The 20,210-nt window shown below is 71.8% G+C and carries 18 protein-coding genes; 10 read left to right on the plus strand and 8 right to left on the minus strand.

All coding sequences use genetic code 11. The features are described 5' to 3' along the window. Nucleotides 1–33 precede the first annotated feature (33 nt). Nucleotides 34–525 carry a metallophosphoesterase family protein gene (locus ACQPZZ_RS18490; protein WP_432933646.1) on the plus strand — a complete coding sequence of 164 codons (492 nt, stop codon included), beginning with the start codon at nucleotides 34–36 and terminating at the stop codon, nucleotides 523–525. On the opposite strand, the gene ACQPZZ_RS18495 is transcribed toward ACQPZZ_RS18490, so the two are convergent. Continuing rightward, entirely contained in the window at nucleotides 518–1,009 is a 492-nt protein-coding gene (locus tag ACQPZZ_RS18495) for an AraC family transcriptional regulator (protein WP_432933648.1), read from the minus strand. The two genes, ACQPZZ_RS18490 and ACQPZZ_RS18495, sit on opposite strands and share 8 nt — an antisense overlap. Nucleotides 1,010–1,079: 70 nt before the next feature. Continuing rightward, a complete protein-coding gene (locus tag ACQPZZ_RS18500; RefSeq protein WP_432933650.1) occupies nucleotides 1,080–2,366 on the minus strand; it encodes a GDSL-type esterase/lipase family protein in 1,287 nt (428 codons plus the stop codon). A 90-nt stretch (nucleotides 2,367–2,456) separates the two neighbouring features. Here ACQPZZ_RS18500 and ACQPZZ_RS18505 point away from each other — a divergent pair, with 90 nt between their 5' ends. Beyond that, nucleotides 2,457–2,579 (plus strand): hypothetical protein, encoded by a 123-nt coding sequence (locus ACQPZZ_RS18505; protein WP_432933652.1) that lies wholly within the window; start codon nucleotides 2,457–2,459, stop codon nucleotides 2,577–2,579. A gap of 77 nt (nucleotides 2,580–2,656) precedes the next feature. On the opposite strand, the gene ACQPZZ_RS18510 is transcribed toward ACQPZZ_RS18505, so the two are convergent. After that, nucleotides 2,657–3,001, minus strand: coding sequence for a hypothetical protein (locus ACQPZZ_RS18510; RefSeq protein WP_432933654.1), 345 nt, complete (start codon nucleotides 2,999–3,001; stop codon nucleotides 2,657–2,659). A gap of 904 nt (nucleotides 3,002–3,905) precedes the next feature. Between ACQPZZ_RS18510 and ACQPZZ_RS18515 the strand changes: the two genes are divergently transcribed. Continuing rightward, nucleotides 3,906–4,484 (plus strand): RICIN domain-containing protein, encoded by a 579-nt coding sequence (locus ACQPZZ_RS18515; RefSeq protein ID WP_432933656.1) that lies wholly within the window; start codon nucleotides 3,906–3,908, stop codon nucleotides 4,482–4,484. A gap of 160 nt (nucleotides 4,485–4,644) precedes the next feature. Here the strand turns inward: ACQPZZ_RS18515 and ACQPZZ_RS18520 are convergent, their stop codons facing one another. Then, nucleotides 4,645–5,313 (minus strand): response regulator transcription factor, encoded by a 669-nt coding sequence (locus tag ACQPZZ_RS18520; protein WP_432933658.1) that lies wholly within the window; start codon nucleotides 5,311–5,313, stop codon nucleotides 4,645–4,647. Continuing rightward, nucleotides 5,304–6,452 (minus strand): sensor histidine kinase, encoded by a 1,149-nt coding sequence (locus ACQPZZ_RS18525; protein ID WP_432933660.1) that lies wholly within the window; start codon nucleotides 6,450–6,452, stop codon nucleotides 5,304–5,306. Before ACQPZZ_RS18525 ends, ACQPZZ_RS18520 begins: the two co-directional genes overlap by 10 nt. Before the next feature lie 110 nt (nucleotides 6,453–6,562). On the opposite strand from ACQPZZ_RS18525, the gene ACQPZZ_RS18530 reads away from it, so the two are divergent. Then, entirely contained in the window at nucleotides 6,563–7,963 is a 1,401-nt protein-coding gene (locus ACQPZZ_RS18530; RefSeq protein ID WP_432933662.1) for a serine hydrolase domain-containing protein, read from the plus strand. Nucleotides 7,964–7,980: 17 nt separating this feature from the next. On the opposite strand, the gene ACQPZZ_RS18535 is transcribed toward ACQPZZ_RS18530, so the two are convergent. Then, on the minus strand, nucleotides 7,981–9,147 hold the full coding sequence (locus ACQPZZ_RS18535; protein ID WP_432933664.1) for an SMI1/KNR4 family protein: 1,167 nt from the start codon (nucleotides 9,145–9,147) through the stop codon (nucleotides 7,981–7,983). 151 nt (nucleotides 9,148–9,298) lie between these two features. On the opposite strand from ACQPZZ_RS18535, the gene ACQPZZ_RS18540 reads away from it, so the two are divergent. The 3 genes from ACQPZZ_RS18540 (at nucleotide 9,299) to ACQPZZ_RS18550 (ending at nucleotide 11,142) form a co-directional block, all read left to right on the plus strand. Then, complete coding sequence (locus tag ACQPZZ_RS18540; protein ID WP_432933666.1) at nucleotides 9,299–9,859, plus strand: DUF5709 domain-containing protein; 561 nt, start codon at nucleotides 9,299–9,301, stop codon at nucleotides 9,857–9,859. A gap of 379 nt (nucleotides 9,860–10,238) precedes the next feature. Then, nucleotides 10,239–10,652, plus strand: coding sequence for a PH domain-containing protein (locus tag ACQPZZ_RS18545; RefSeq protein ID WP_432933668.1), 414 nt, complete (start codon nucleotides 10,239–10,241; stop codon nucleotides 10,650–10,652). A gap of 73 nt (nucleotides 10,653–10,725) precedes the next feature. After that, complete coding sequence (locus ACQPZZ_RS18550) at nucleotides 10,726–11,142, plus strand: DUF3592 domain-containing protein (RefSeq protein ID WP_432933670.1); 417 nt, start codon at nucleotides 10,726–10,728, stop codon at nucleotides 11,140–11,142. 32 nt (nucleotides 11,143–11,174) lie between these two features. On the opposite strand, the gene ACQPZZ_RS18555 is transcribed toward ACQPZZ_RS18550, so the two are convergent. After that, entirely contained in the window at nucleotides 11,175–13,466 is a 2,292-nt protein-coding gene (locus ACQPZZ_RS18555; RefSeq protein ID WP_432933672.1) for a glycoside hydrolase family 3 N-terminal domain-containing protein, read from the minus strand. Nucleotides 13,467–13,659: 193 nt separating this feature from the next. Between ACQPZZ_RS18555 and ACQPZZ_RS18560 the strand changes: the two genes are divergently transcribed. Further along, nucleotides 13,660–14,367: an MBL fold metallo-hydrolase gene (locus ACQPZZ_RS18560; RefSeq protein ID WP_432933674.1), complete on the plus strand. Its 708-nt coding sequence runs from the start codon at nucleotides 13,660–13,662 to the stop codon at nucleotides 14,365–14,367. Here ACQPZZ_RS18560 and ACQPZZ_RS18565 read toward each other — a convergent pair. After that, the gene (locus ACQPZZ_RS18565; RefSeq protein ID WP_432933676.1) at nucleotides 14,357–14,650 is read right to left on the minus strand and encodes a putative quinol monooxygenase; all 294 of its coding nucleotides are present in this window, start codon (nucleotides 14,648–14,650) and stop codon (nucleotides 14,357–14,359) included. The genes ACQPZZ_RS18560 and ACQPZZ_RS18565 overlap by 11 nt on opposite strands. A gap of 176 nt (nucleotides 14,651–14,826) precedes the next feature. Between ACQPZZ_RS18565 and ACQPZZ_RS18570 the strand changes: the two genes are divergently transcribed. Continuing rightward, nucleotides 14,827–19,200: an NEW3 domain-containing protein gene (locus ACQPZZ_RS18570; RefSeq protein ID WP_432933678.1), complete on the plus strand. Its 4,374-nt coding sequence runs from the start codon at nucleotides 14,827–14,829 to the stop codon at nucleotides 19,198–19,200. After that, nucleotides 19,197–20,210 carry a peptidylprolyl isomerase gene (locus ACQPZZ_RS18575; RefSeq protein ID WP_432933680.1) on the plus strand — a complete coding sequence of 338 codons (1,014 nt, stop codon included), beginning with the start codon at nucleotides 19,197–19,199 and terminating at the stop codon, nucleotides 20,208–20,210. The genes ACQPZZ_RS18570 and ACQPZZ_RS18575 overlap by 4 nt, the downstream gene beginning before the upstream one ends.

Here is a 20,210-nt window from a genome sequence, read left to right on the forward strand (position 1 = left end):
TGGCACCTCTTCTCAGGGAGGGATGATGGAAGGGTGAAGGTCGTCGTGCTGGCGGACACCCACGCTCCCCGGCGCTGGAAGTCCTGCCCGCCCGCGGTCGCCGGGCACCTGCGGGGGGCGGACCTGATCCTGCACGCCGGAGACGTCTGCACCGCGGACGTCCTGGTGGAGCTGTCCGCGTACGCCCGGGTCCATGCGGTGCTCGGCAACAACGACGGACCGGACGTCGCCGCCTGGGGCGCCCCCGAGACGCTCGAACTCGACCTCGGCGGCCTCCGGGTCGCGATGATCCACGACAGCGGCCAGGCCGCGGGGCGGACCGCCCGGATGCGGCGCCGTTTTCCGGAGGCCGGCCTGGTCGTCTTCGGCCACTCGCACATTCCCATGGACGTGACCGGCGACGGAGTGCGGGTGTTCAATCCCGGCTCGCCCACCGACCGCCGCCGTCAGCCGCACGGCACCATCGGAATACTCGACGTCGAGGGCGGCCTGCTGCGGCGCGCCGAGATCGTCCCCGTCACCTGACGGAGGTCTGCCCGAACCGCTCTGTCACCCGAGACGGCGGCCGTAGCCGGCGACGACGAGGGTGTGGCGCTCGTAGCGGTCCGGCCGGCCCGGTAGTTCGCGGGGAAGATGCCGACATGGCGGTGGAAGGCCGCCCGGAAGGCCAGTCGACGCGGGCGGCGATCAGCCGGGCCATCGGCGACGTGTCCGTCTCCTGGTGAAAGCGCCGGATGAACGTCCGGCGGGACACGTGCGCGCGGTGGGCGAGCTCGTCCACGGTCTGCCGGCGGTCGAGGTTCGCTGCCTTCAGGTTGGCGCCAGGAAGGGCAACCGGCGCCTGGCCGCCGCCCGCCACCAGCAGCAGCCCGACCTGCTGTGCCTGATCGACCTGGCCAAAGCCGACGACCGCGCCGGGCAGTTCATCGACATGGCGGTCGAGAACGACGACGACTACCGGCGCGGGCTGACTGCCTTCGAGCAGGCCGAGGCGCTGTTCGCGGCACACCAGGCCGGGGCCGGCCGGACCCGCATCCGCAGATTCACCGGCCGGACCCGCGAAGAAGTAGCTGGCGCCATCACCGCGGGACGGCTGTCCGCGCAGACCGTGAGTATGTGCGGGCTGTGGAATGGGGCAGGTCTGACTCCTGGGCGGGCGTGCCTGCATTGCAGGGCTGGGTGCCGGGATTGCGGTAGAGGGCCAGCAGGCAGCGGCCGAGCGCCTGCTGGCCGAACGCGTTGGGGTGCATGGCCTCCTGCTGGTGTCCCTGGCTGATCTTCGCGCCGGCGGTGCCGTACCGTACCCATTCCATCGTGTCGCCCAGTTTGGCGGCGTCGTCCAGCGGGCCGGCTTGGCTTGTGCCCTGCTCGCACAACGCGTGGCCCTCTACGGCGCCCAGCATGCTCAGGAACTCCGCACCGGTCGCGGTGGCGACCTGTCGCAGCATGGCGTCGATCGCGGGTGCCAGGGTGTCGTGCATCAGGTCGAAGTCGGCGTCCCACAGCGGGCAGCCGCCCACAAGCGTACGCATGGTGGCCTTGCCGCCGCCGCCCTCGCTGTAGCGCACCCGGGCCGGGGAGGGCACCGGAGAGGGATAGGACTGCAGGATCAGCCGGTATCCGGCGGAACGGGCCGACGCCTGGCTCATCACCTGGCGGATTTTCTCCACCGCTAGGGTCACCTGTTGCTCCACCGCCGGTAGCGCAGCGAGAAACCGATCGCCCTCGCCTGCGGAGGCGCAGGAGCGCTTGTCGCCCGCCATGTACAGCGCGGCGCAGCGACGCAGCATCCCGGACAAGTTCAGGTCGTTGCCGCCGATCGACAGCACGATCACCTTGACCTGCTGGGTGGCGGCAACCTGCGCAAGCAGTTCGGCTTGGGAGGCGGTGTTCTCCTTGAACGCCTCGTTGATGACATGCCGGGTCTCCGCCCCTGAACAGGCCAGGTTGACCGGGGTGAGCCCGGCCTGGCCCAGCCCGGTGATCTCGGCCACGTCGGAGCGGTGACATCCGGTGCCCTCTCCGTGCACGGCCGTGCCGTCGTACACCCGCTGGGGGTCGTAGTAACAGATCAAACGCTTGCGATAAGCGGCCCGGTCGGTCCCGCCGCGGGTGCAGCCCGCAGCGGCGGACACCGTACTGTTGCCCCACCACCGGCCTGCCTCGCCGGAAATGAAGCTGTCCCCCAAGGACACCGCCACCTGCTCGGCTGCCTGAGCTTGGGCGGGTGCGGGAACGGCCAGGACCGTGGCGCTCAGCGCCAGGATTGCCAGAACCCGACCGGCATGCCCGGCACGGCGCACGTGGCGGGGGCGGCGGGGGGCGGCGGGAACGCTGCGGGGATGCTGCGCGACGGTGGCGCTCACTGCTGTTCCTTTCACGGTGCGTGGGATTCAGCCGGCCGACGGCCATGCTCTCCATGGCCCTCCACCTGCGCGAGCAGAACCTCAGCCTGCGTGTACATCGCCAGCCGGCTTGTCATCACCAAGGGCAGGAAGAAGGGCCGGCACCCGTCCCCGGCCACCGTCCTGCGCATGCTCCGCGAGCACGACACCACCGCGGCGTCGGTCGAGGGCTGACCAGCCTGCCGGTGCGGACCGGGCGACATCGGCCGCTCCGCGGGGGTCGTGATGGCCAGGGCGCCCGAATGCGCGCTTCAGGAGAAGACGACGGAGCGCACCAGCAGGCGCTCTGAAGCACCTGCGCCGGGGCGCAGGCTGTAGAAGACATCTCCCATACAGCCGGCGTCGAGGAAGACCGTGGCCGTTGAGTCGGTCAGATTCTTCGGCGCGTAGGCGGCCGACGTGCCGTCAGAGCCAGCCCCCTTGATGTCGATACATCTCCCGCTCTCGGGGTCGTTAAAGAAGCCGATGGCGTCGTACCCGTCGGCGGTCTTGTAGGAGTAACGGAACTGGCCTGTGGCGGCCGATGCGGAGCCGGGAACCGCCAGAACCAGCATGAGGGCGCCGCTGGCGGCGGCCACGGCAGAGTGCAGACGCATGGATCCTCTTCCCGAAACGATGGCAACACTGTGTGTAATCATTAGGTCACAATGAGTGTTGGATGTCGAGCGCGTGCCTCGCCCGCGGGGGACGGGACAGCCACGGCATACGCCGCCGCGCCCGCACCCCGGACCCACCTTCGGGCGGTCCCCTTCCGATCCGCCAGGCACTGCCGCCCAAGGCCCGCGCAGGGAGAAGGGTCTTTGGGGTCATGGCACCGACCCGGAGACGTGAACGGGGAGATGCTCAGGTGTCGTCTGTCGTCTGTCGTCTGTCGTCTGTCGTCTGTCGTCTATCGGCCGGCGGAGGGTGGCCTGATCGTGCAATGGGTGAGGTTCCGCCGGTGCCCCGATACCACGCCGGAGCGGTGGAGCCGTCCGCCAAACTGCCCCTGAGCTGGTATTTCGCCCTGCTGCAGAACACCGTCCGGGATGGTGTGGCCGCTGCGGCTGCCGACCTCCCTCGTTATGCAGATGTCAGGACCCAGCGAAACCTCGAGCGTGGACCTGCGCCGGGGCCCGACCGAGATCGAAGCCGAGACAGGCAGCTGTCACCTGCCCGGTAGTGACGCACGCCTGCCAGCGTTGATTACTTAGAGTTGCAATTCGGCAACTCAGAGTGATTGATGTCTTGGGTTGGAGGATCATGCCTGTCCCCGTGCAGCGCACCCTGGCGGCAATCGCGGGGCTCCTGACCACCCTCGCCGGCGGGAACAGGCCGCGGCACCCGCGCCGAGGTCCTGATCGAGGAAGCGCTCACCCCGCTCGTCGGTGGACCCCGCCCCAAAGGACGCCCTGGCTGTCATCGCCCGAACCTGCCCCGACCAGTCGCTTTCCATTCCGGCTGCCCCTCGCGCATCCCGCACCTGACAACCGACCAGTCACCGGCAACGAAAGGACCACCGTGCGCATCAGCACTGGCACCACCGTCGTCCTCGCAGTCACCACCTGCCTGACAGGCGCTCTGGCCCTGGGACCGGCACCGGTTTCAGCCGCGCCGACCCACGACCAAGATGTGATCAACAAGACCAGTGGCGGGCGGCTGGCGCTGTTGGGCGACAGCACCGCCGAGGGTGCGACCGCCATCACCCTGCGCGACCCCGCGTGGAACTACCGCACCGAGGTTTGGGAGGACGACTCCACCTGGCAGGCCGATGGGACCGGCACCTGGACCACCGTCCTGAAGAACCGAGCCGCCAACAAGTGCCTGCAGCCCGCGGCCGCCGCCCCCCAGCGCGGCACCACCATCATCGTGAAGACCTGCGACGGATCCGACCTGCAGAAGTGGATCCTGCAGGGCGAGAGGGTCGACGGGAAGTACACCGGCTGGTGGATCTGGCGGCCGAAGGTCAACAAGAACCTGGCCATGAAGCTGAACAGGTACAACGACGGCAGCTGGGACACCTTGCACCTGGACACCGCCTACCCCAGCTCCGACCGCCTGTGGCGCATCGCCCCCAACGACGCGCCCTGGCACCTCTGAGAGCCCCGTTAGCCCTGGCGCGCTCCCGGTCCTCCCGGATCTCGAAGTCCATCGCATCCCCTCACCTGGGGTGGTGCGACGACCACGAGAAGGAGAGGACCGGGGCCGCTCTGGGTCGGCCGCCCGGGGCGAGGACAGCGTCAACACCGCGACACATGTCTCACACGCTCGTAGCGCTCGGCCCCGGATCGCCGAGGTAGCGCAGGATGGCCAGCACCCTGCGGCTGTAGCCGGGGTCGCGCGGCAGCTCCAGCTTGTCCATCAGCGAGTTGATGTGCTTTTCGACGGTGCTCAGCGACACGTGCAGGCGTTCGGCGATCGCCGTGTTGACGTACCCCTGGGCGAGGTGCCGCAACACCTCCGTCTCGCGCGGGCTCAGTTTGCTCAGGGGGTCGGTGTGAGTGGTGCGGGTGAGCAGCCGGCGCACCACTTCGGGGTCGAAGGCCGTGCCGCCTGCGCGTATCCGCTCCAGCGCGTCGAGGAAGTCGGCCACCTCCGAGATGCGATCTTTGAGCAGGTATCCCAGGCCTTCGGCGTCGCCGGCGAGGAGCCTGGCCGCGTAGGTCTTCTCCACGTACTGCGACAGTACGAGCACGCCGACTCCCGGGTGGCGCGTGCGGATCTCCAGAGCCGCGCGCAGCCCCTCGTCGGTGTGCGTCGGCGGCATGCGTACATCGATCACCGCCACGTCCGGCGGATGTTCGCCGATCGCCTCCAGCAGCGCCTGCCCGTCGCCCACGGCGGCCACGACGTCATGCCCGGCGTCGGCGAGCAGGCGCGTCAGTCCCTCCCGGAGCAGCACCGAGTCGTCGGCCAGGATCACCCGCATGGAACCTCCTTGGGCAGCGTGGCCACGATCCTGGTGGGCCCGCCCGGAGGGCTGTCGACGGTGAACGTCCCGTCCAGAGCCCGGACGCGCCTGGCGAGCCCGGACAGCCCTCCACCGGAGGGGTCGGCGCCTCCCGCGCCGTCGTCGGAGACCGCCACGCTGACGGCCTGCTCGTCCTCGTTCACCACGACCAGGATGTCACGGGCGCCCGCATGCTTGATCGTGTTGCTGATCGCCTCGCGTACGACGAAGTACAGGGCGGTCTCGATCTCGGAGACGGGCCGTTCGACCAGTCCGTAGCGTATGGTCACCGGCACGGCGGACCGCTCGGCGACGCCCGCGAGAGCGGCACGCAGCCCCAGCTCGTCGAGGGCGGTCGGATAGACCCGCCAGGCCACGCTGCGCAGCTCGTCCAGGAGACGGCGTGACTCGGTGTAGGCCTGGGCGACCAGCTCGCCGGCCTTGGCCGGGTCGGCGGCGTGCTGAGCGCGCCCCAGCAGCATGGCCAGGGCTATGCCCCGCTGCTGGACGCCGTCGTGCAGGTCGCGCTCGATTCTGCGGCGCTCGTCGTCCACGGCGCGGACGATGTCCGACCGGGTGGCGGTCAGCTCGGCGATGCGCCGGCGCATGCGCTCCTGACTGCTCGGCCCGAGGAACCGGTCGGTGAGCAGGCGCTCCGCGGCGCCGGCGGCAAGGGCCCCGCCCAGGGTCAGTACGAGCAGGAAGCCGCCCGCCAGCAGCCCTACGACGCCGATGTTCGTGACCACCTTCACACCGGGGAAGTCGACCGGCACGGACGGGCTTTCGCGGGTGAGCAGGTCCCACACCCCGCCGAAGACGAGCAGGCCGCCGAAGAACAGTCCGGCGGCCACGCCGTATCCGGTCACGAGCCCGTAGGCGGCGCGCACGGCGAGGAAGCCGTACCCGCCACCGGCCGGAGCCGTCCGGTGCCCCAGCCATGTGGTGAGCCGTGCTCGTTCGAGTGCCAGCAGCCGTTCCGCGATCCGGCGGCAGGCGGGCCTCGCGGCAGGAATCAGGCGGACCGGGCCGGCCACGCAGAGGAACACCAGCTCGACCACGCCGAGGACCGCGCCCGCCAGCATTCCCACCATCGTGCGCGCGGCGTGTTGACCTGACACGGCTGCAGTCTAGGCATCACATCACCCGCGCGTTCATGGCGGTTTCCCGTAACGAACGCGGAGGATTTCCACCATGGTGGGTGGGCGACGGGCCTCAATAGCGTCGGCGAGTGATCAGAACCGTCCTCGCCGCACTCTGCCTCGCCCTGGTCTCCACCACGTCCCCATCGGTCCCCACGTCGGTCGACGCCTACGTCGAGCAGTACCGCGCGGCCACGGGGTTACCCGGCGTCGCGGTGGCGATCACGAAGGAAGGCAGAGTCGTCCACGTCGCCGGATACGGCCGGACCGCGACCGGCGAGCCCGTCACAGCGGACACCCCCATGGCGGTGGCCTCGGTCAGCAAGTCCTTCACCGCCCTGGCCGTCACGCAGCTGGCCGACAAGGGCGCGATCGCCCTCGACCAGCCGGTGCGCCGCTATCTGCCCGAGTTCACGATGGCCGACCCCCGGGCCGTGAAGATCACCGTACGGCAGCTGCTCAACCAGACCTCGGGCATGGCCGACTCGGCCTTCCACGAAAAGAGCCTGCCTCAGCCGCGGACGCTCCACGGCGCGGTGGCCCGGCTCAGGACGGCCATGCTCGCCGCGGATCCGGGGACCGCCTTCAGCTACCACAACACCAACTACCAGGTCGCCGCGCGGCTCGTCGAGGTGGTCAGCGGCCGGCCGTTCGCGGCCTATCTCGACGGGAACGTCTTCGGGCCCCTCGGCATGCGCCACAGCACGACGATCGACACCGACCGCGACCTGCCCGGCACCGCCCGCGGCCATGTGTACGTCCTCGGCCGGGCCGTCGCCCTGCCCGAGCCCACGGGCTTCGGAAACGGTTCGGGCGGGGTCCTCAGCACCGCCGGCGACATGGCCAGATGGCTGATCGCGCAGAACGCCGGTCTCCCGGGTCTGCTGTCCCCGCAGGCCGTGCGGGAAATGCGCACGCCGTCGAGGCCGAACGATGAGTACGCCCTCGGCTGGGAGATCGGCAGGACGGCACGCGGCACCCCCGTGATCGAGCACGGCGGAGATCTGTTCACCTCCACCGCTCACCAGCTGCTGATGCCGGGCTCCGGGTACGGCATCGCCGTCATGGCCAACACGGGCATGGTCTACTCCGACGCGCACGCCCTCATGACCGGCATCGTCGCCATCATCGAAGGCGGCACCCCCCAGGTGCCCTCCGGGCAGCCCTTGATCCTCACCGACGTGTTCTTCGCACTGCTGACCCTGATTACGATCGGGCTTGGGGTACGGGGCACGGTACGTGCCCGGCGATGGGCCGCGCGCCGTGCGGGACGGCAGTTTTGGCGGCTGGCGTCCTACCTGGTGCCGATCGGGTTGTGCACGACGATCGTCCCGATCCATCGCATATTGGCACATGGCCGCGATGCCGCATGGGTCCAGTTGGCCTACCTCTATCCGACGTTCATGGTCTGGCTGGTGACGGCCGCGGCCGCGGGCCTCGCAGTGATCGCCGTACGTCTCCGGGGCGCGGCGCGGCTGCGGCGGCGATGAAGCGTGCGCGGCGCCCTTCAGCCCCGGCTCGTGGCCAGGATCCGGCGTCCGCGCTCCGGCGTGATCAGGCGGGCGGCCCGGGGGTCGGCGAGCAGGGCGATCGGTGCGAGATGGTCCTCATGCAGCGGCCGCCAGTGGACGAGGGCGTCGAGCAGGCGCGGCCAGGCGTCCTCGCCGGCGTCGAGAGCGGCGTGCGCGGCCACGTCGAATTCCGGATTGCCGAAGCAGACCCGGATTTCCGGCTCCTCCCGCCGCGCCTGACGACGGCCGAGCGAGCGCTCGGCCCGCTGCACCCCGCGGTCTCGTTGGAACCGGTAGGTGACCCGCCGTGACCCGCGGCCTCGTAGTGACTCATAAACGGAACCGGAGCCGGAGCCGCCGGCCTGTTCGGGCTCAGCGGGCAGCAGCGGACGGACCTGCGCGCCGAACAGGCCCTCGTCGATGGTCCACGACCCGGTGCCGCCGCTGGTGGGCAGCAGGTGCAACGGGTGGTAGCTCTCTTCCCGCAACAGGACCCGCATCTGGAAGTACAGGAACGAGGCGCGGTCGCGGCCGAAACGCCTGGCCTGCTCGAACACGGCCAGCGGGCGGTCCACCTCGCCGCGCAGGCTCGCCAGCCGGGCGTCCTCGATCTTGGCGTCCCACTCACGCTGAGTCTCACAGGAAGGGCCTTCGAGGGCGTGGAACCGGGCGAAGAGGTCGTACATCTTCTCGTAGAACGAGCCGTGCCGTTTGGGACCATTGGCCGTCCAGGTGAACATGTCGTAGGCCGCCCATTCGCCGCGCTCGTCGACGTCGCCGGAGTCGAGGTAGACGACGCCGGCGTCCGCCGCCAGGGAGACCAGCAACAATCGTGCCGCCAGGGATTCTTCGTCCTCCCCGTGCCAGTCGGCACAGACCTCGGCCCACAGCGGCTCGAGATCGGCCAGCCAGCCGATCCGCTCGGTGCCGCGCAGGCTCCAGACGAAGTTGCCCGCGTCCCGCCAGCCGTTGGTGACCAGCAGGAACTCCCGCAATGACGGAGGCAGCACGCATCCCAGACGCGCCTCCAGAGCCCGCACCTCGTCCTCGGTGGCGGGCGGAAACCCGAGCCAGGGGTCGGCGTCCGGCTCCTCGCCGGGGTGGGCGACGCGCCAATCCTCGCTCCAGCGCCGGAGGAACGGCTTCCACGTGTGACGGTCCACGACAGGCTCCTACGTCGGGTGATGCGGTCCCGCGAATCCCATCAGACGCCACCGACATCGAGCCCGCCGCGCACTCCGCCGCCCGCGAGACGCGCGGGCGCGGGCGGCATATGACCTGCCTAAGGGGCGTACGGCGGGGCATGGGGCCGGTATGAGAGACAACAGACCACAACCCGACCCGCGTTCGCGGTTCGAGGACGAAGGCATTCCGGACCTGCAGGAGGGCACCCCCGGGCAGCAGTGGGCCGAGGACCCGCAGGAGATGCCGCTGCCCGGCGACCGGCCCCTGGGCCTCGACGAGTACGGCACCACGCCCAGCGAGATGCGCGAGGGCGAGTCCCTCGGCGGGCGCCTGTCCCGCGAGATCCCCGACGCGGACGTCCGGTTCGGCACGGAGCCGGGCACGGCGGGCGGCGAGGCCGACGTCCTCGGCGAGGGCGGCGACCAGCCGTACGAGAGGTACGGGACCGGCACCGGCGATGAGGCGGGCGGCTACGGATTCGGCGACGCGGCCGACTACGCGACCGCGAATCCGGACCAGCCGGGCAGGTACGGCACCGCGGAACCCGGCCAGGCCGGGCGGCTCGTCGATCCCGACGGCGGCATGGGCGTGGACACCGAGAAGGACCTGATCGCCGAGGACGTGGGGCCCGACCTCGGCGGCTACACGGCGGAGGAGCAGGCGATGCGCGTGGAGGACGAGACCCCGTAGGAGGAGACGCCATAGGAGGAGGCGGCGGCCGCGACGCCGGGCCGCCGCCGGCGACCAGCTTGGCGCTCGGCATCGACCCGTGCGGTTCCTCACGCGTCGGCTCTCGCGATCGCGGTCAACTTCGCCCGCGCCCGACGACCCGTTCACGGCGACGGCGGAGACCGGGAAGCGCTGCACCTACGGGCGGCCCATGCGCCCCGGAGAGACGCGGTACATCCGCGAACAGCCCCCGGGGCCGCCGCCTGTCTCGGCTGCCACGCCGACAGCAGAGGCACATCCTGAGCAGCGCCAAGCTGTGCGACGGGCCCACATCCCGCCGCACGGCGTGAGGGCCGGGAAAGGAGCCGCGAAAGGACCTCACATTCGTTACGCTGCCCCGATGGCGGGAGTTGAGGAACGGCGGCACGAGTGGCGGGTGCCGCGCAGGATCGTTGCGCTGAAGGCCGCCGGCACCGCGCTGTGCGGCGCGCTGGCGATCGCGGGCGACGGCGCGCTGCTCTTCCTCGCCGGCGTGGCGGCCCTGGGCTTCGGGCTGCTGACCGGCCGCGACCTGGTCGCGCCGGTGCGGCTCGCGGCGGGGGAGGACGGTCTCGTCGTCAGCGGGCTCGCCGGCCGCGAACGCATCTCCTGGAACGACGTGGACCGCATCCGGGTGGACTCCCAGCGCCGCTACGGCCTGACGGCCGAGCTGCTGGAGATCGACGCCGGCGAGCAGATCCACCTGTTCAGCCGCTTCGACCTCGGCGAGCCGGTCGTCGACGTGGCCGAGAGGCTCATGCGGCTGCGGCCCTGATCCCCGCCGGTGCCCGCCTGAACGTGCGGAACGGTGCAAGCCGATCGCAAGCGTGGGAGCCTAGGGTCCGATCGTGTCACAAACCGCTCTCATCACACTGATCCTTTCGGGTCTCGGACTCGCCTTCGGCCTCATCGGTGGCGCGTTCACGATGAACGCCCGGGAGTTCCGCCGCCGGGCGCAGCGCACCCGCGGTCTCGTCGTGGGACTGCGGGCGAGCCGGTCCGACGACGGGACCTCGTACTACCCGAGGATCCGGTTCACCACGATGTACGGCCAGCAGGTCGAGGCCGAGACCACCTATGGGAGCAACCCCCCGCCCGCCCGGCCGGGTGAGGAGGTGCCGGTGCTGTACGACCCGGCCAGGCCGACGCGGATCCGCATCGACAGCGCGGCGGGGAGCGGCACACTCCTCGGCGGCATCTTCCTCGCGGTCGGCGTCGTCCTGTTCACCGCGGGGGCGGGGGTGGCGCTGGCCCAGACGTTCTGAGCCGAGCCGTCCCCGCCCCTCAGGGGCCGCCGTCAGCCCGTGACGCAGGCCGTCCCGTTCAGGGTGAAGGCGGTGGGGCCGGCATTGGCGCCGCTGTAGGACCCCTGGAAGCCGAAGCTCGCCGTGCCGCCGCCCGATCCGATGGTTCCGTTCCAGGTGGCGTTGGACGCGGTGACCTGCTGGCCCGACTGGGTGACCGTCGAGTTCCAATAGCCGGTGATCTTCTGGTTGCCGGCATAGGTCCACTGGAGCCGCCACCCGTTGACCGGGCTCGACGACCTGTTGGTGATCGTCACGTCCGCGGTGAACCCGCCGCCCCAGTCGTTCACCTTGTACGTCACCACGCACCCGCCGGACGAGGTCGACGGGCTGGCGCTGGGGGACGGGCTGGGCGACGGCGAAGGGGAAGGCGACGGAGAGGGAGACGGAGAGGGAGATGGAGAGGGAGACGGGGAGGGCGACGGAGACGGGGACGGGCTGGAGCCCGCGTAGGTCAGCCCGAAGCCGTACTCGAACAGCGCCTGCTTGCCGTCCCCGGCGTTGATCGGCTGCTGGTCGGCGCTGCGCATCCAGGTCATCGGCAGCTTCGCGGTGGGGGCGTGGTCGCCGAACAGCACGTCGGCCACGCCGCGCCCCTCGGTGCCCGGCAGCCAGGCCGCCACCAGCGCGTTCCACTGGTCGACCTGACCGGCGATGTCCAGCGGCCTGCCGGAGACGAGCACCACGACCAGCGGCACGCCGGACGCCTTGAGCCGCTGCAACGTCGCCAGGTCGGTGGAGTCGAGGCCCATCGACCCGGTGCGGTCGCCCTGGCCCTCCGCGTACGGCGTCTCGCCCACTACGGCGATCGCGGCGCGGTAGGAGGAGTCGATGCCGCTGCCGTCGCGGTTGTAGGTGACCTGTGTGCCGGAGCCGACGGTGTCGCGGATGCCCTGCAGGATCGTGGTCCCCTGCGTGATGTTCCCGGACGAGCCCTGCCAGCTGATCGTCCAGCCGCCGCTCTGGTTGCCGATGTCGTCGGCGCTCTTGCCGGCCACGAAGATCTTGCCGCCGCTCTTGCCGAGCGGGAGCACGTTGCCCGCGTTCTTCAGCAGGACCAGCGACTTGCGTACGGCCTCGCGGGCGACGGCGCGGTGTGCCGCGCCGCCCACGGTGGAGGTGTAGGAGCGGTCGGTCAGCGGCTTCTCGAACAGCCCCAGCTCGAACTTCTTGGTGAGGATGCGCCGGTTGGCGTCGTCGATCCGCGACATCGCGATTCGCCCGGCCTGTACCTCCTGCTTCAGCAGCGAGACGAACTTCTTGTAGTCGGTCGGCACCATCACCATGTCGACGCCCGCGTTGATCGCCGTGGTGATCTCGTTCGCGGTGAAGCCGGTCTGGCCGTCGAGCTGGTCGATGCCCGCCCAGTCGGTGACGACGAAACCTTTGAAGCCCAGCTCGCCCTTCAGCACGTCGGTGATCAGGTACTTGTTGCCGTGCATCTTGACGCCGTTCCAGGAGCTGTAGGATACCATGACGGAGCCCACGCCTCGCTCGACCGCGGCCTTGAACGGCGCGAGGTGGACGGCCCGCAGTTCGGCCTCGCTGAGCTCGGTGTTGCCCTGGTCCCTGCCGCCCGTGGTGCCGCCGTCGCCGACGTAGTGCTTGGCGGTGGCGAGGATGGAGGCGTTGCCGGCCTTCTGGAAGCCGTCCACGATCGTCGTCATCTGCGTGACGAGCTGCGGGTCCTCACTGAACGACTCGTAGGTGCGGCCCCAGCGGTCGTTGCGGGCCACGCACAGGCAGGGGGCGAAGGTCCAGTCGATGCCGGTGCCCGCCACCTCCTCGGCCGTCGCCCGCCCGACCCGCTCCACCAGGTCGGGGTCGCGGGTCGCGCCGAGCCCGATGTTGTGCGGGAAGATCGTGGCGCCGACGACGTTGTTGTTCCCGTGCACGGCGTCGATTCCGTAGATCATCGGGATGCCGAGCGGAGTGGACAACGCCTGCCGCTGGAAGTTGTCGTACATGTCGGCCCAGGACGAGGCGGTGTTGGGCGAGGGCGCCGAGCCGCCGCCGGACAGGATCGACCCGAGCCGGTACGTCGCCACGTCGGAGACCGTCGTCAGGGCCGACCGGTCGGCCTGGGTCATCTGCCCGACCTTGTCGTCCAGCGACATCCTGGACAGCAGGTCGTCCACCCGCGCCGCCGCCGGAAGGCTCGCGTCCTTGTAGGGGGCGTCCGCCGCCCGCGCGACCTGGTGGTCGGCGGCGAAGACGGCGCTCAGCGCCGCGGCGAGCAGCGCCACGAGCGCGGTGATCCACACGGGTCTCAGCCGGGATGTCATCGGTCCTCCCTTGGAATTCCTGCCGACCGTAGGAATCGGCGGGAATTCGGGTCAATCGATGCGACTCCCGGACACTCGCCACCAGCCGTGGGCGAGGAAAGTTTCACGACCGCGGCACGGCTTGCGCTCCTGGCGGATCCGCCGCGAGCGAAGAGCGCGCCGGTGGCCGGCCGGGCCGCTCTACCGTCGCCACATGGACCTGGTCGAACTGCTCCCCAGCCTGTATTTCCTGCGGTTCCCCGTCGGGCACGTGTACCTGTGGCGCGACCCGGACGGGCTGACACTGATCGACTCGGGGCTTCCCGGCTCCGCGCCGCTCATCGAGGAGGCCGTCCGCGCGCTCGGGCACGCGCCGTCGGACGTGCGGCGGCTGGTGCTGACCCACTTCCACGAGGACCACACCGGCTCGGCCGCCGAGATCGTCTCCTGGGGCGACGTCACCGTGTACGCCCACCGCGACGACGCGCCGTACGTCCGGGGTGAGGCGGCCGGGCCCCCGCCGGTCCTGTCCGGCTGGGAACGGGACCTGTGGGACCAGGTGCACGCGGGCATGCCGCAGGTGCCCGCGCCGCCCGTGCGCGTCGACCGCGAGCTGGACGACGGCGACGCGCTGGACTTCGGCGGCGGGGCGCGGGTGCTCGCCGTGCCCGGTCACACCCCGGGCAGTCTCGCGCTCCATCTCCCGGGGCCGGGCGTGCTGTTCACCGGCGACACGATCGCCCGCGCCCCCGACGGCCAGGTCATCCTCGGCGTGTTCAACGCCGACCCGGCCCGCGCGGTCGCCTCGTTCGCGCGGCAGGCGGCCCTCGACGCCGAGATCGCCTGCTTCGGGCACGGCGAGCCCGTCACCGAGGGCGCCTCCGGCCTCCTCAGGGACGCCGCGGCACGCCTCACCGGGTGAAGCCGGCCAGCTCCTCGGCGAACTCGATCTGGGGCTCGGCGACGAGCAGCTCTCCGAACCTGGCCACGAAACCCGAGACGTACGGCGCGGCGAAATGGGCCTCCCGCGCCTCCTCGTCCACGTACTTCTCGTAGATGATGAAGGTGTCCGGGCCCTGCCGGTGGAGCACGAAGGCCAAGGCGCCCTTCTCATCCTGAGTGGAGGCGACGATGCCGCGAATCGTCGCCTCCACCTCGTTCGCGTGTTCGGGCTTGGCCCGCAGGATCGCCACGCACACCGCCACCGTCCGGTCTCCTCTCGGGCAGGACCTCTGGATCATGGATCATGATCAGCGTAGGGCTCGCCGCGCCGAAGCGTAACCGTGAGGATGGCAGGGGTGAGGCCGGTGCGAGCGGGGGATGTCTCGACAGTCATCTATCCCCCAGCGGCCGCCGCGGGGAGCCGCAGTTAGGGGTGCGCATGCGCATCACCGCCGTCGAATCCACCGAGCTGTTCGTCCGCGTGGCCACCGGCGAGGGCCCGCGTCAGGTGGTCCGTGTCGTCCTCGACGAGGTGCCGGACCACGCGTCGCCGGTGGTCGAGATCACGGGCCCGGGGGTGCGGGGCGAGCACACGGGTAACGGGCCGCACCCCTGTGTGGTGGAGGTGCCCGTGGAGGCCGCGGCGCCCGCCGCGGTCGCGGGCGCGCGCGTCCCGATCACCGTGCGGGCCGCCGCGGGCCGGGAGCGATGTAGTGCCGAGGGCGAGCTGCTCGTGGCCGAGCCGGGGTGGACGGTGTGGATGATTCCCCACTTCCACTACGACCCCGTCTGGTGGAACACCCAGGCCGCCTACACCGCCACCTGGGACCACGCGGGCGGCCCGGCCCAGGCGAACCGGCAGGAGTTCCAGCACGCGGGATTCGACCTCGTCCGGCTCCACCTGGACACCGCCAGGAGGGAGCCCGAATACACGTTCGTGCTCGCCGAGGTCGACTACCTCAAGCCGTACTGGAACGCCCATCCCGAGGACCGGGAGTACCTGCGCCGCCTGCTCGCCGAGGGCCGGCTGGAGATCGTGGGCGGCACGTACAACGAGCCGAACACCAACCTGACCGGGCTCGAGGCGACGATCCGCAACATCGTCCACGGGATCGGCTTCCAGCGCGACGTGCTCGGCGGCGAACCGGCGACGGCCTGGCAGCTCGACGCGTTCGGGCACGACCCCCAGTTTCCCGGGCTGGCCGCCGAGGCGGGCCTGGCCTCCAGCTCGTGGGCGCGCGGGCCCTACCACCAATGGGGCCCGATGCTCGCGGGCGGCGGCTGGGGCGATCCGTCGGTGATGCAGTTCCCCTCCGAGTTCGAGTGGCTGTCGCCGTCGGGACGCGGTGTCACGACCCACTACATGCCGGCCCACTACAGCGCCGGATGGTGGATGGACTCCGCGCCCGGGCTGGAGCAGGCCGAGGCCGCCGTCTACGCGCTGTTCACGCTGCTCAAGAAGGTCGCGGCGACCCGCAACGTGCTGCTGCCCGTCGGCACCGACTACACCCCGCCCAACAAGTGGGTCATGGAGATCCAGTGCGACTGGAACCGGCGCTACGTCTCGCCGCGCTTCGTCTGCGGGCTGCCGCGGGACTTCTTCGCCGCCGTGCGGGAGCAGGGCGTCCGCCTGACGCCGCAGACGCGGGACATGAACCCGATCTACACCGGCAAGGACGTGTCGTACATCGACACCAAGCAGGCCCAGCGGCACGCCGAGACCCGGCTCGCCGACGCCGAGAAGTTCGCCGCCATCGCCACGGCGACCCTCGGCGCGCCCTACCCGCACGCCGCCCTCGACAAGGCCTGGCGGCAGATCGCGTACGGCGCGCACCACGACGGCATCACCGGGTCGGAGTCCGACCAGGTCTACCTGGACCTGACGACGGGCTGGCGGGAGGCGTACGACCTGGGCGGGCAGGTCCTCGACGCGTCGCTGCGCCGTCTCGGCGAGGGGCTGACCGGCGTCGCCGTCTGGAACCCCTCCTCCTGGCCCAGGACCGACCTCGTCCGCGTACGGCTGACGCTGCCCGAGCCGGGGTCGTACGGCCTGACGCTCGAGTCCGGCGGGGGCCTGCTGCTGGAGCATCCCGAGCGGCACCCCGACGGCAGCCTGGCGGCGGTGGACGCGGTCTTCGTCGCCGCGGGCGTGCCCGCGCTCGGATACCGGACGTTCCGGCTGGCGCCCACCGCGGAGCCCGCCCCGATCGGCTGGGCCGTACGCGATGGAACCCGGATCGGGAACGCCACGCACACCGTGGAGGTCGATCCCGAGCGCGGCGGGACGGTGTCGAGCCTCACGGTCGAGGGCCGCGAGCTGCTGCAGCAGGGGCGGACGGGCAACGAGCTGCTCGTCTACGACGAGCACCCGGCGCACCCGCGCTTCGGCGAGGGCCCCTGGCACCTGGTGCCGAGCGGCGGGGTGACCGGCTCGGCCGGGTCTCCCGCGGAGGTCGTCGCCGCCGAGTGCCCGGCCGGGCGGCGGATCACGGTCACCGGCAAGGTCGGCCCGGTCTCCTACACGCAGGAGATCACGCTCTGGGACGGGCTGCCGCGGGTGGACCTCACCACCCACGTGGACGAGTTCCACGGCTCCGACGTGCTGCTGCGGCTGCGCTGGCCCGTGCGGGTCCCGGGGGCGCTGCCGGTCAGCGAGGTCGCCGGCGCTGTCGTCGGCCGCGGGTTCGGCCTGATCGACGTGGATTCCGCCGAGCATCCGTGGACGCTGGACAACCCCGCCCACAACTGGTTCGCTTTGTCGTCCACCGCGCGCGTCGTGCTGCGCTCGCCCGCCGGACGCCTGATCGGCGCGCGGGCCATCGGCGTCGCCGAGATCATCGAGCCGCGGGACGCGGCCGCCGGCGCAATCAGGGACCTCGCCGTGGCGCTCGTACGGCAGGGCGTGACCTCGACGTGTTCGACCGGGCCCGGCCCCCGATATGGGAATCTCGCCGTGGACTCCAACCTGCCCGACGTGCGCATCGCGGTCGGCACGCCCGAGGAGAATCCCTTCGTCGCCGCGCTGCTGGACGACGCGGAGGCCGCGCAGTTGCGTACGCGTCTGAACGCCGAGGGCCGGGCCCGCATGTGGGTGCCGGCGGACGAGCCGCTGGAGAAGGTCTGGGTGCCGGGCGCGGACCTCACCGGCCTCCGCGACCTTCCCGTGCTCGTGGTCTGCGGCGAGGGCGCGGCCGAGGCGCTGGCCGCAGACCTCGCCGACGCGGTCGTGGAGGTGGTGACGGACGCCGAACCGGCCGGCGCCGCCCTGCACGACTCTCTCCGCGACTCCCTTGCCGCCGGCTCCACGGACGACTACCTGGACGATTACACGGTGGGGATCGTCAATCGGGGCATCCCGGGCTTCGCGGTCGACCCTTCGGGGGCGCTGCACGTGTCGCTGATGCGGTCGTGCACCGGCTGGCCGTCAGGCGTGTGGATCGACCCGCCGCGCCGGACCGCGCCCGACGGCTCGAACTTCCAGCTCCAGCACTGGACGCACACGTTCGAGTGCTCCCTGGTGGCCGCCCCCGGCGACTGGCGCGCGGCCGGCCTCGTACGGCTCGGCCACGACGTCAACCATCCTCTGCTTGCCACCGTGGGAGACGACGGGCCGGCGGGCGAGTCGCGGTCGTTCCTGGAGACGGGGCCCGGCCTGGTCCTCACCGCGCTCAAGGCGGCCGGCAACCCGATCGCCTCGGGCCGTACGCCCGGTCCGGTGACCGCGCTCACCGCCCGCGTCCACGAGGCCGGCGGCGGGACCGTTCCGCTCTCGATCACGACAACTCTGCCCCTGAGCACGGGCTCAGGGGAGACGGCACCGTGGCGGCGGGCCGACCTCCTGGAGAACGTCACCGGCGAGGCCCCCGGCACGCTCGACGGCATGGAGATCGTCACGCTCGTCGCCCCGCTCCGTCCCGGGCCGCCCGTGGACGGGGCGGGGAAGCGGGCGAGCGGTCCAGGGGCGGACATCGCGGCGACGGACGTGGCGGGGGAGCGGGCCGGTGACCCTGGCGCGGGCGGTCGTGGGGCGAGCGCCGGCGGCCGGGCGGTGGCCTGCGGGAGCGCGCCTGTGGTGCCGGAGACCGAGCCGCACCAGCCGGTCAACACGCGCTACTGGCTGAACAACACCGGGCCCGCGCCCATGGGCGACCTGCCGGTCGCGGTGCACCTGTCCCCGTCCGACGTGGACGTCGCGGGGCCGGTGGACCTGACCCTGACCGTCGCCTCCGGCCTCACTGAGGACCGGGCGGAGGGCGTGGTCACGCTCACCGCCCCCGGCGGCTGGTCGGTGGCGCCCGCCGTCCGGCCGTACGTGCTGCCGCCGGGAGGCCACGCCACCGTGCCGGTACGGCTCACGCCGGCCCCCGGCGCCGAGCCCGGCCTCTACCTGCTCACCGCGCGGACCGAGTTCGGCGGCCAGGCGTACGAGGACGTGACCCGGCTGCACGCGTTCCGGCCGGGCGAGGGCGGACGGCGGGCGCCGGGGCTGGAGGTGACGCTGGAGGGTCTCGGCCACCCGCCCCACCTCCGGCTGACGCCGGGCGGCCGGGCGGAGATCGTGGTCCGGCTGGGGTCCGAGGCGCGGTCGCCGGTTTCCGCGCGGGTGCAGCTCGTCAGCCCGTGGCAGACGTTCGGGATGTTCCCGGAGTGGAACACCGGGGCCGTCGTGCCGCCGGAGGGCGAGGCGGAGGTGCGCTTCCCGGTTCGCGTGCCGCGGGGCACTCGGCCGGGCCGGTGGTGGGCGCTCGTGAAGATCGCCTGTGCCGGGTGGCTGCACTACACCGACACGATCGAGGTCGAGGTCGAGCCGTGAACGGCCCGTACGACCCCCGGACCGGCGGCGCCCCGGCCGGTTCCGGCGCCGCACCCGCACGCATCCCCTCCTGGGGTGCCCGCGCGGCGGACGCCGTCCTCACGGGTGTGCCCGGCGGCGTCCGCGTGCCCGGGGCCGTCTCCCCGCCGGAGGGTGCTCTCGCGGGCGGCGAAATGATCGCGGCGGTGGTGGGGGAGCAGGTGATCACGGCCGCGGAGGTGGATCGTCGGCTGGGCCTGATGCGCGGCGGCCCGCTCGCGGCCCGGCTGCCGCACCCGGGGACGGCCGAGGGCCGCAACCTGCGCCGCTGGCTGGTGCAGGTCATGGTGGCCGAGACGCTGGCCGAGCAGGAGGCGACCCGCCTCGGCCTGGCGTCCGAGCACGTCGCCCCGCCGGAGCCCCTCCCAGCACCGGGGCCCCGCCGGAGGTCCGGCCGTCCGGCGTTGCCGGACCCGGCGAATGACTCGGCCGGGGCGTCCGGCGTGACGGCCGTCGGGCCCGGATCCGTGTTCACCTTGGCGGGCGCGCTGCGCACCGGAGGAGTCGTGGCGGCGGTGCTGGCGGCGTCACCGGCGGCGCGAGCGGTGTGCCGGGTGCTCGCCGCGGGCCGCGAGCCGTCCGAGGACGAGGTGCGCGACTACTACCGGCGCAACCTCGACCGGTTCACCACGCCCGAGACCCGCTGGGTCCGTCCGTTCGGGCCGGTCCGGCGCGGGCAGATCACCGGGACCATCGAGGACGCGGTCTTCGCGGCCCGCGAAGGTGAGACGACCGGGCCGGTGGAAGGCCCCGGCGGCCCCTGGACGCTGGTGGTCGAGCGGATCGAGGCGGCGCGGCGGGAGCCGTACGCGGCCGTGCGGGAGCGGATCGGCGCGGAGCTGGCGAAGGAGAGCGCGGAGCGGGCCTTCGCCCGGTGGCTCGACGCACGGCAGGCCGATTCGGTCGTGCTCACGCCGGGGCACGAGCATCCGGCCGACCCGGCACAGCCCGACGCCGACCACCGGCACTGA

The organism is Microbispora sp. CA-135349, from assembly GCF_050947365.1.
Taxonomy (GTDB): Bacteria; Actinomycetota; Actinomycetes; order Streptosporangiales; family Streptosporangiaceae; genus Microbispora.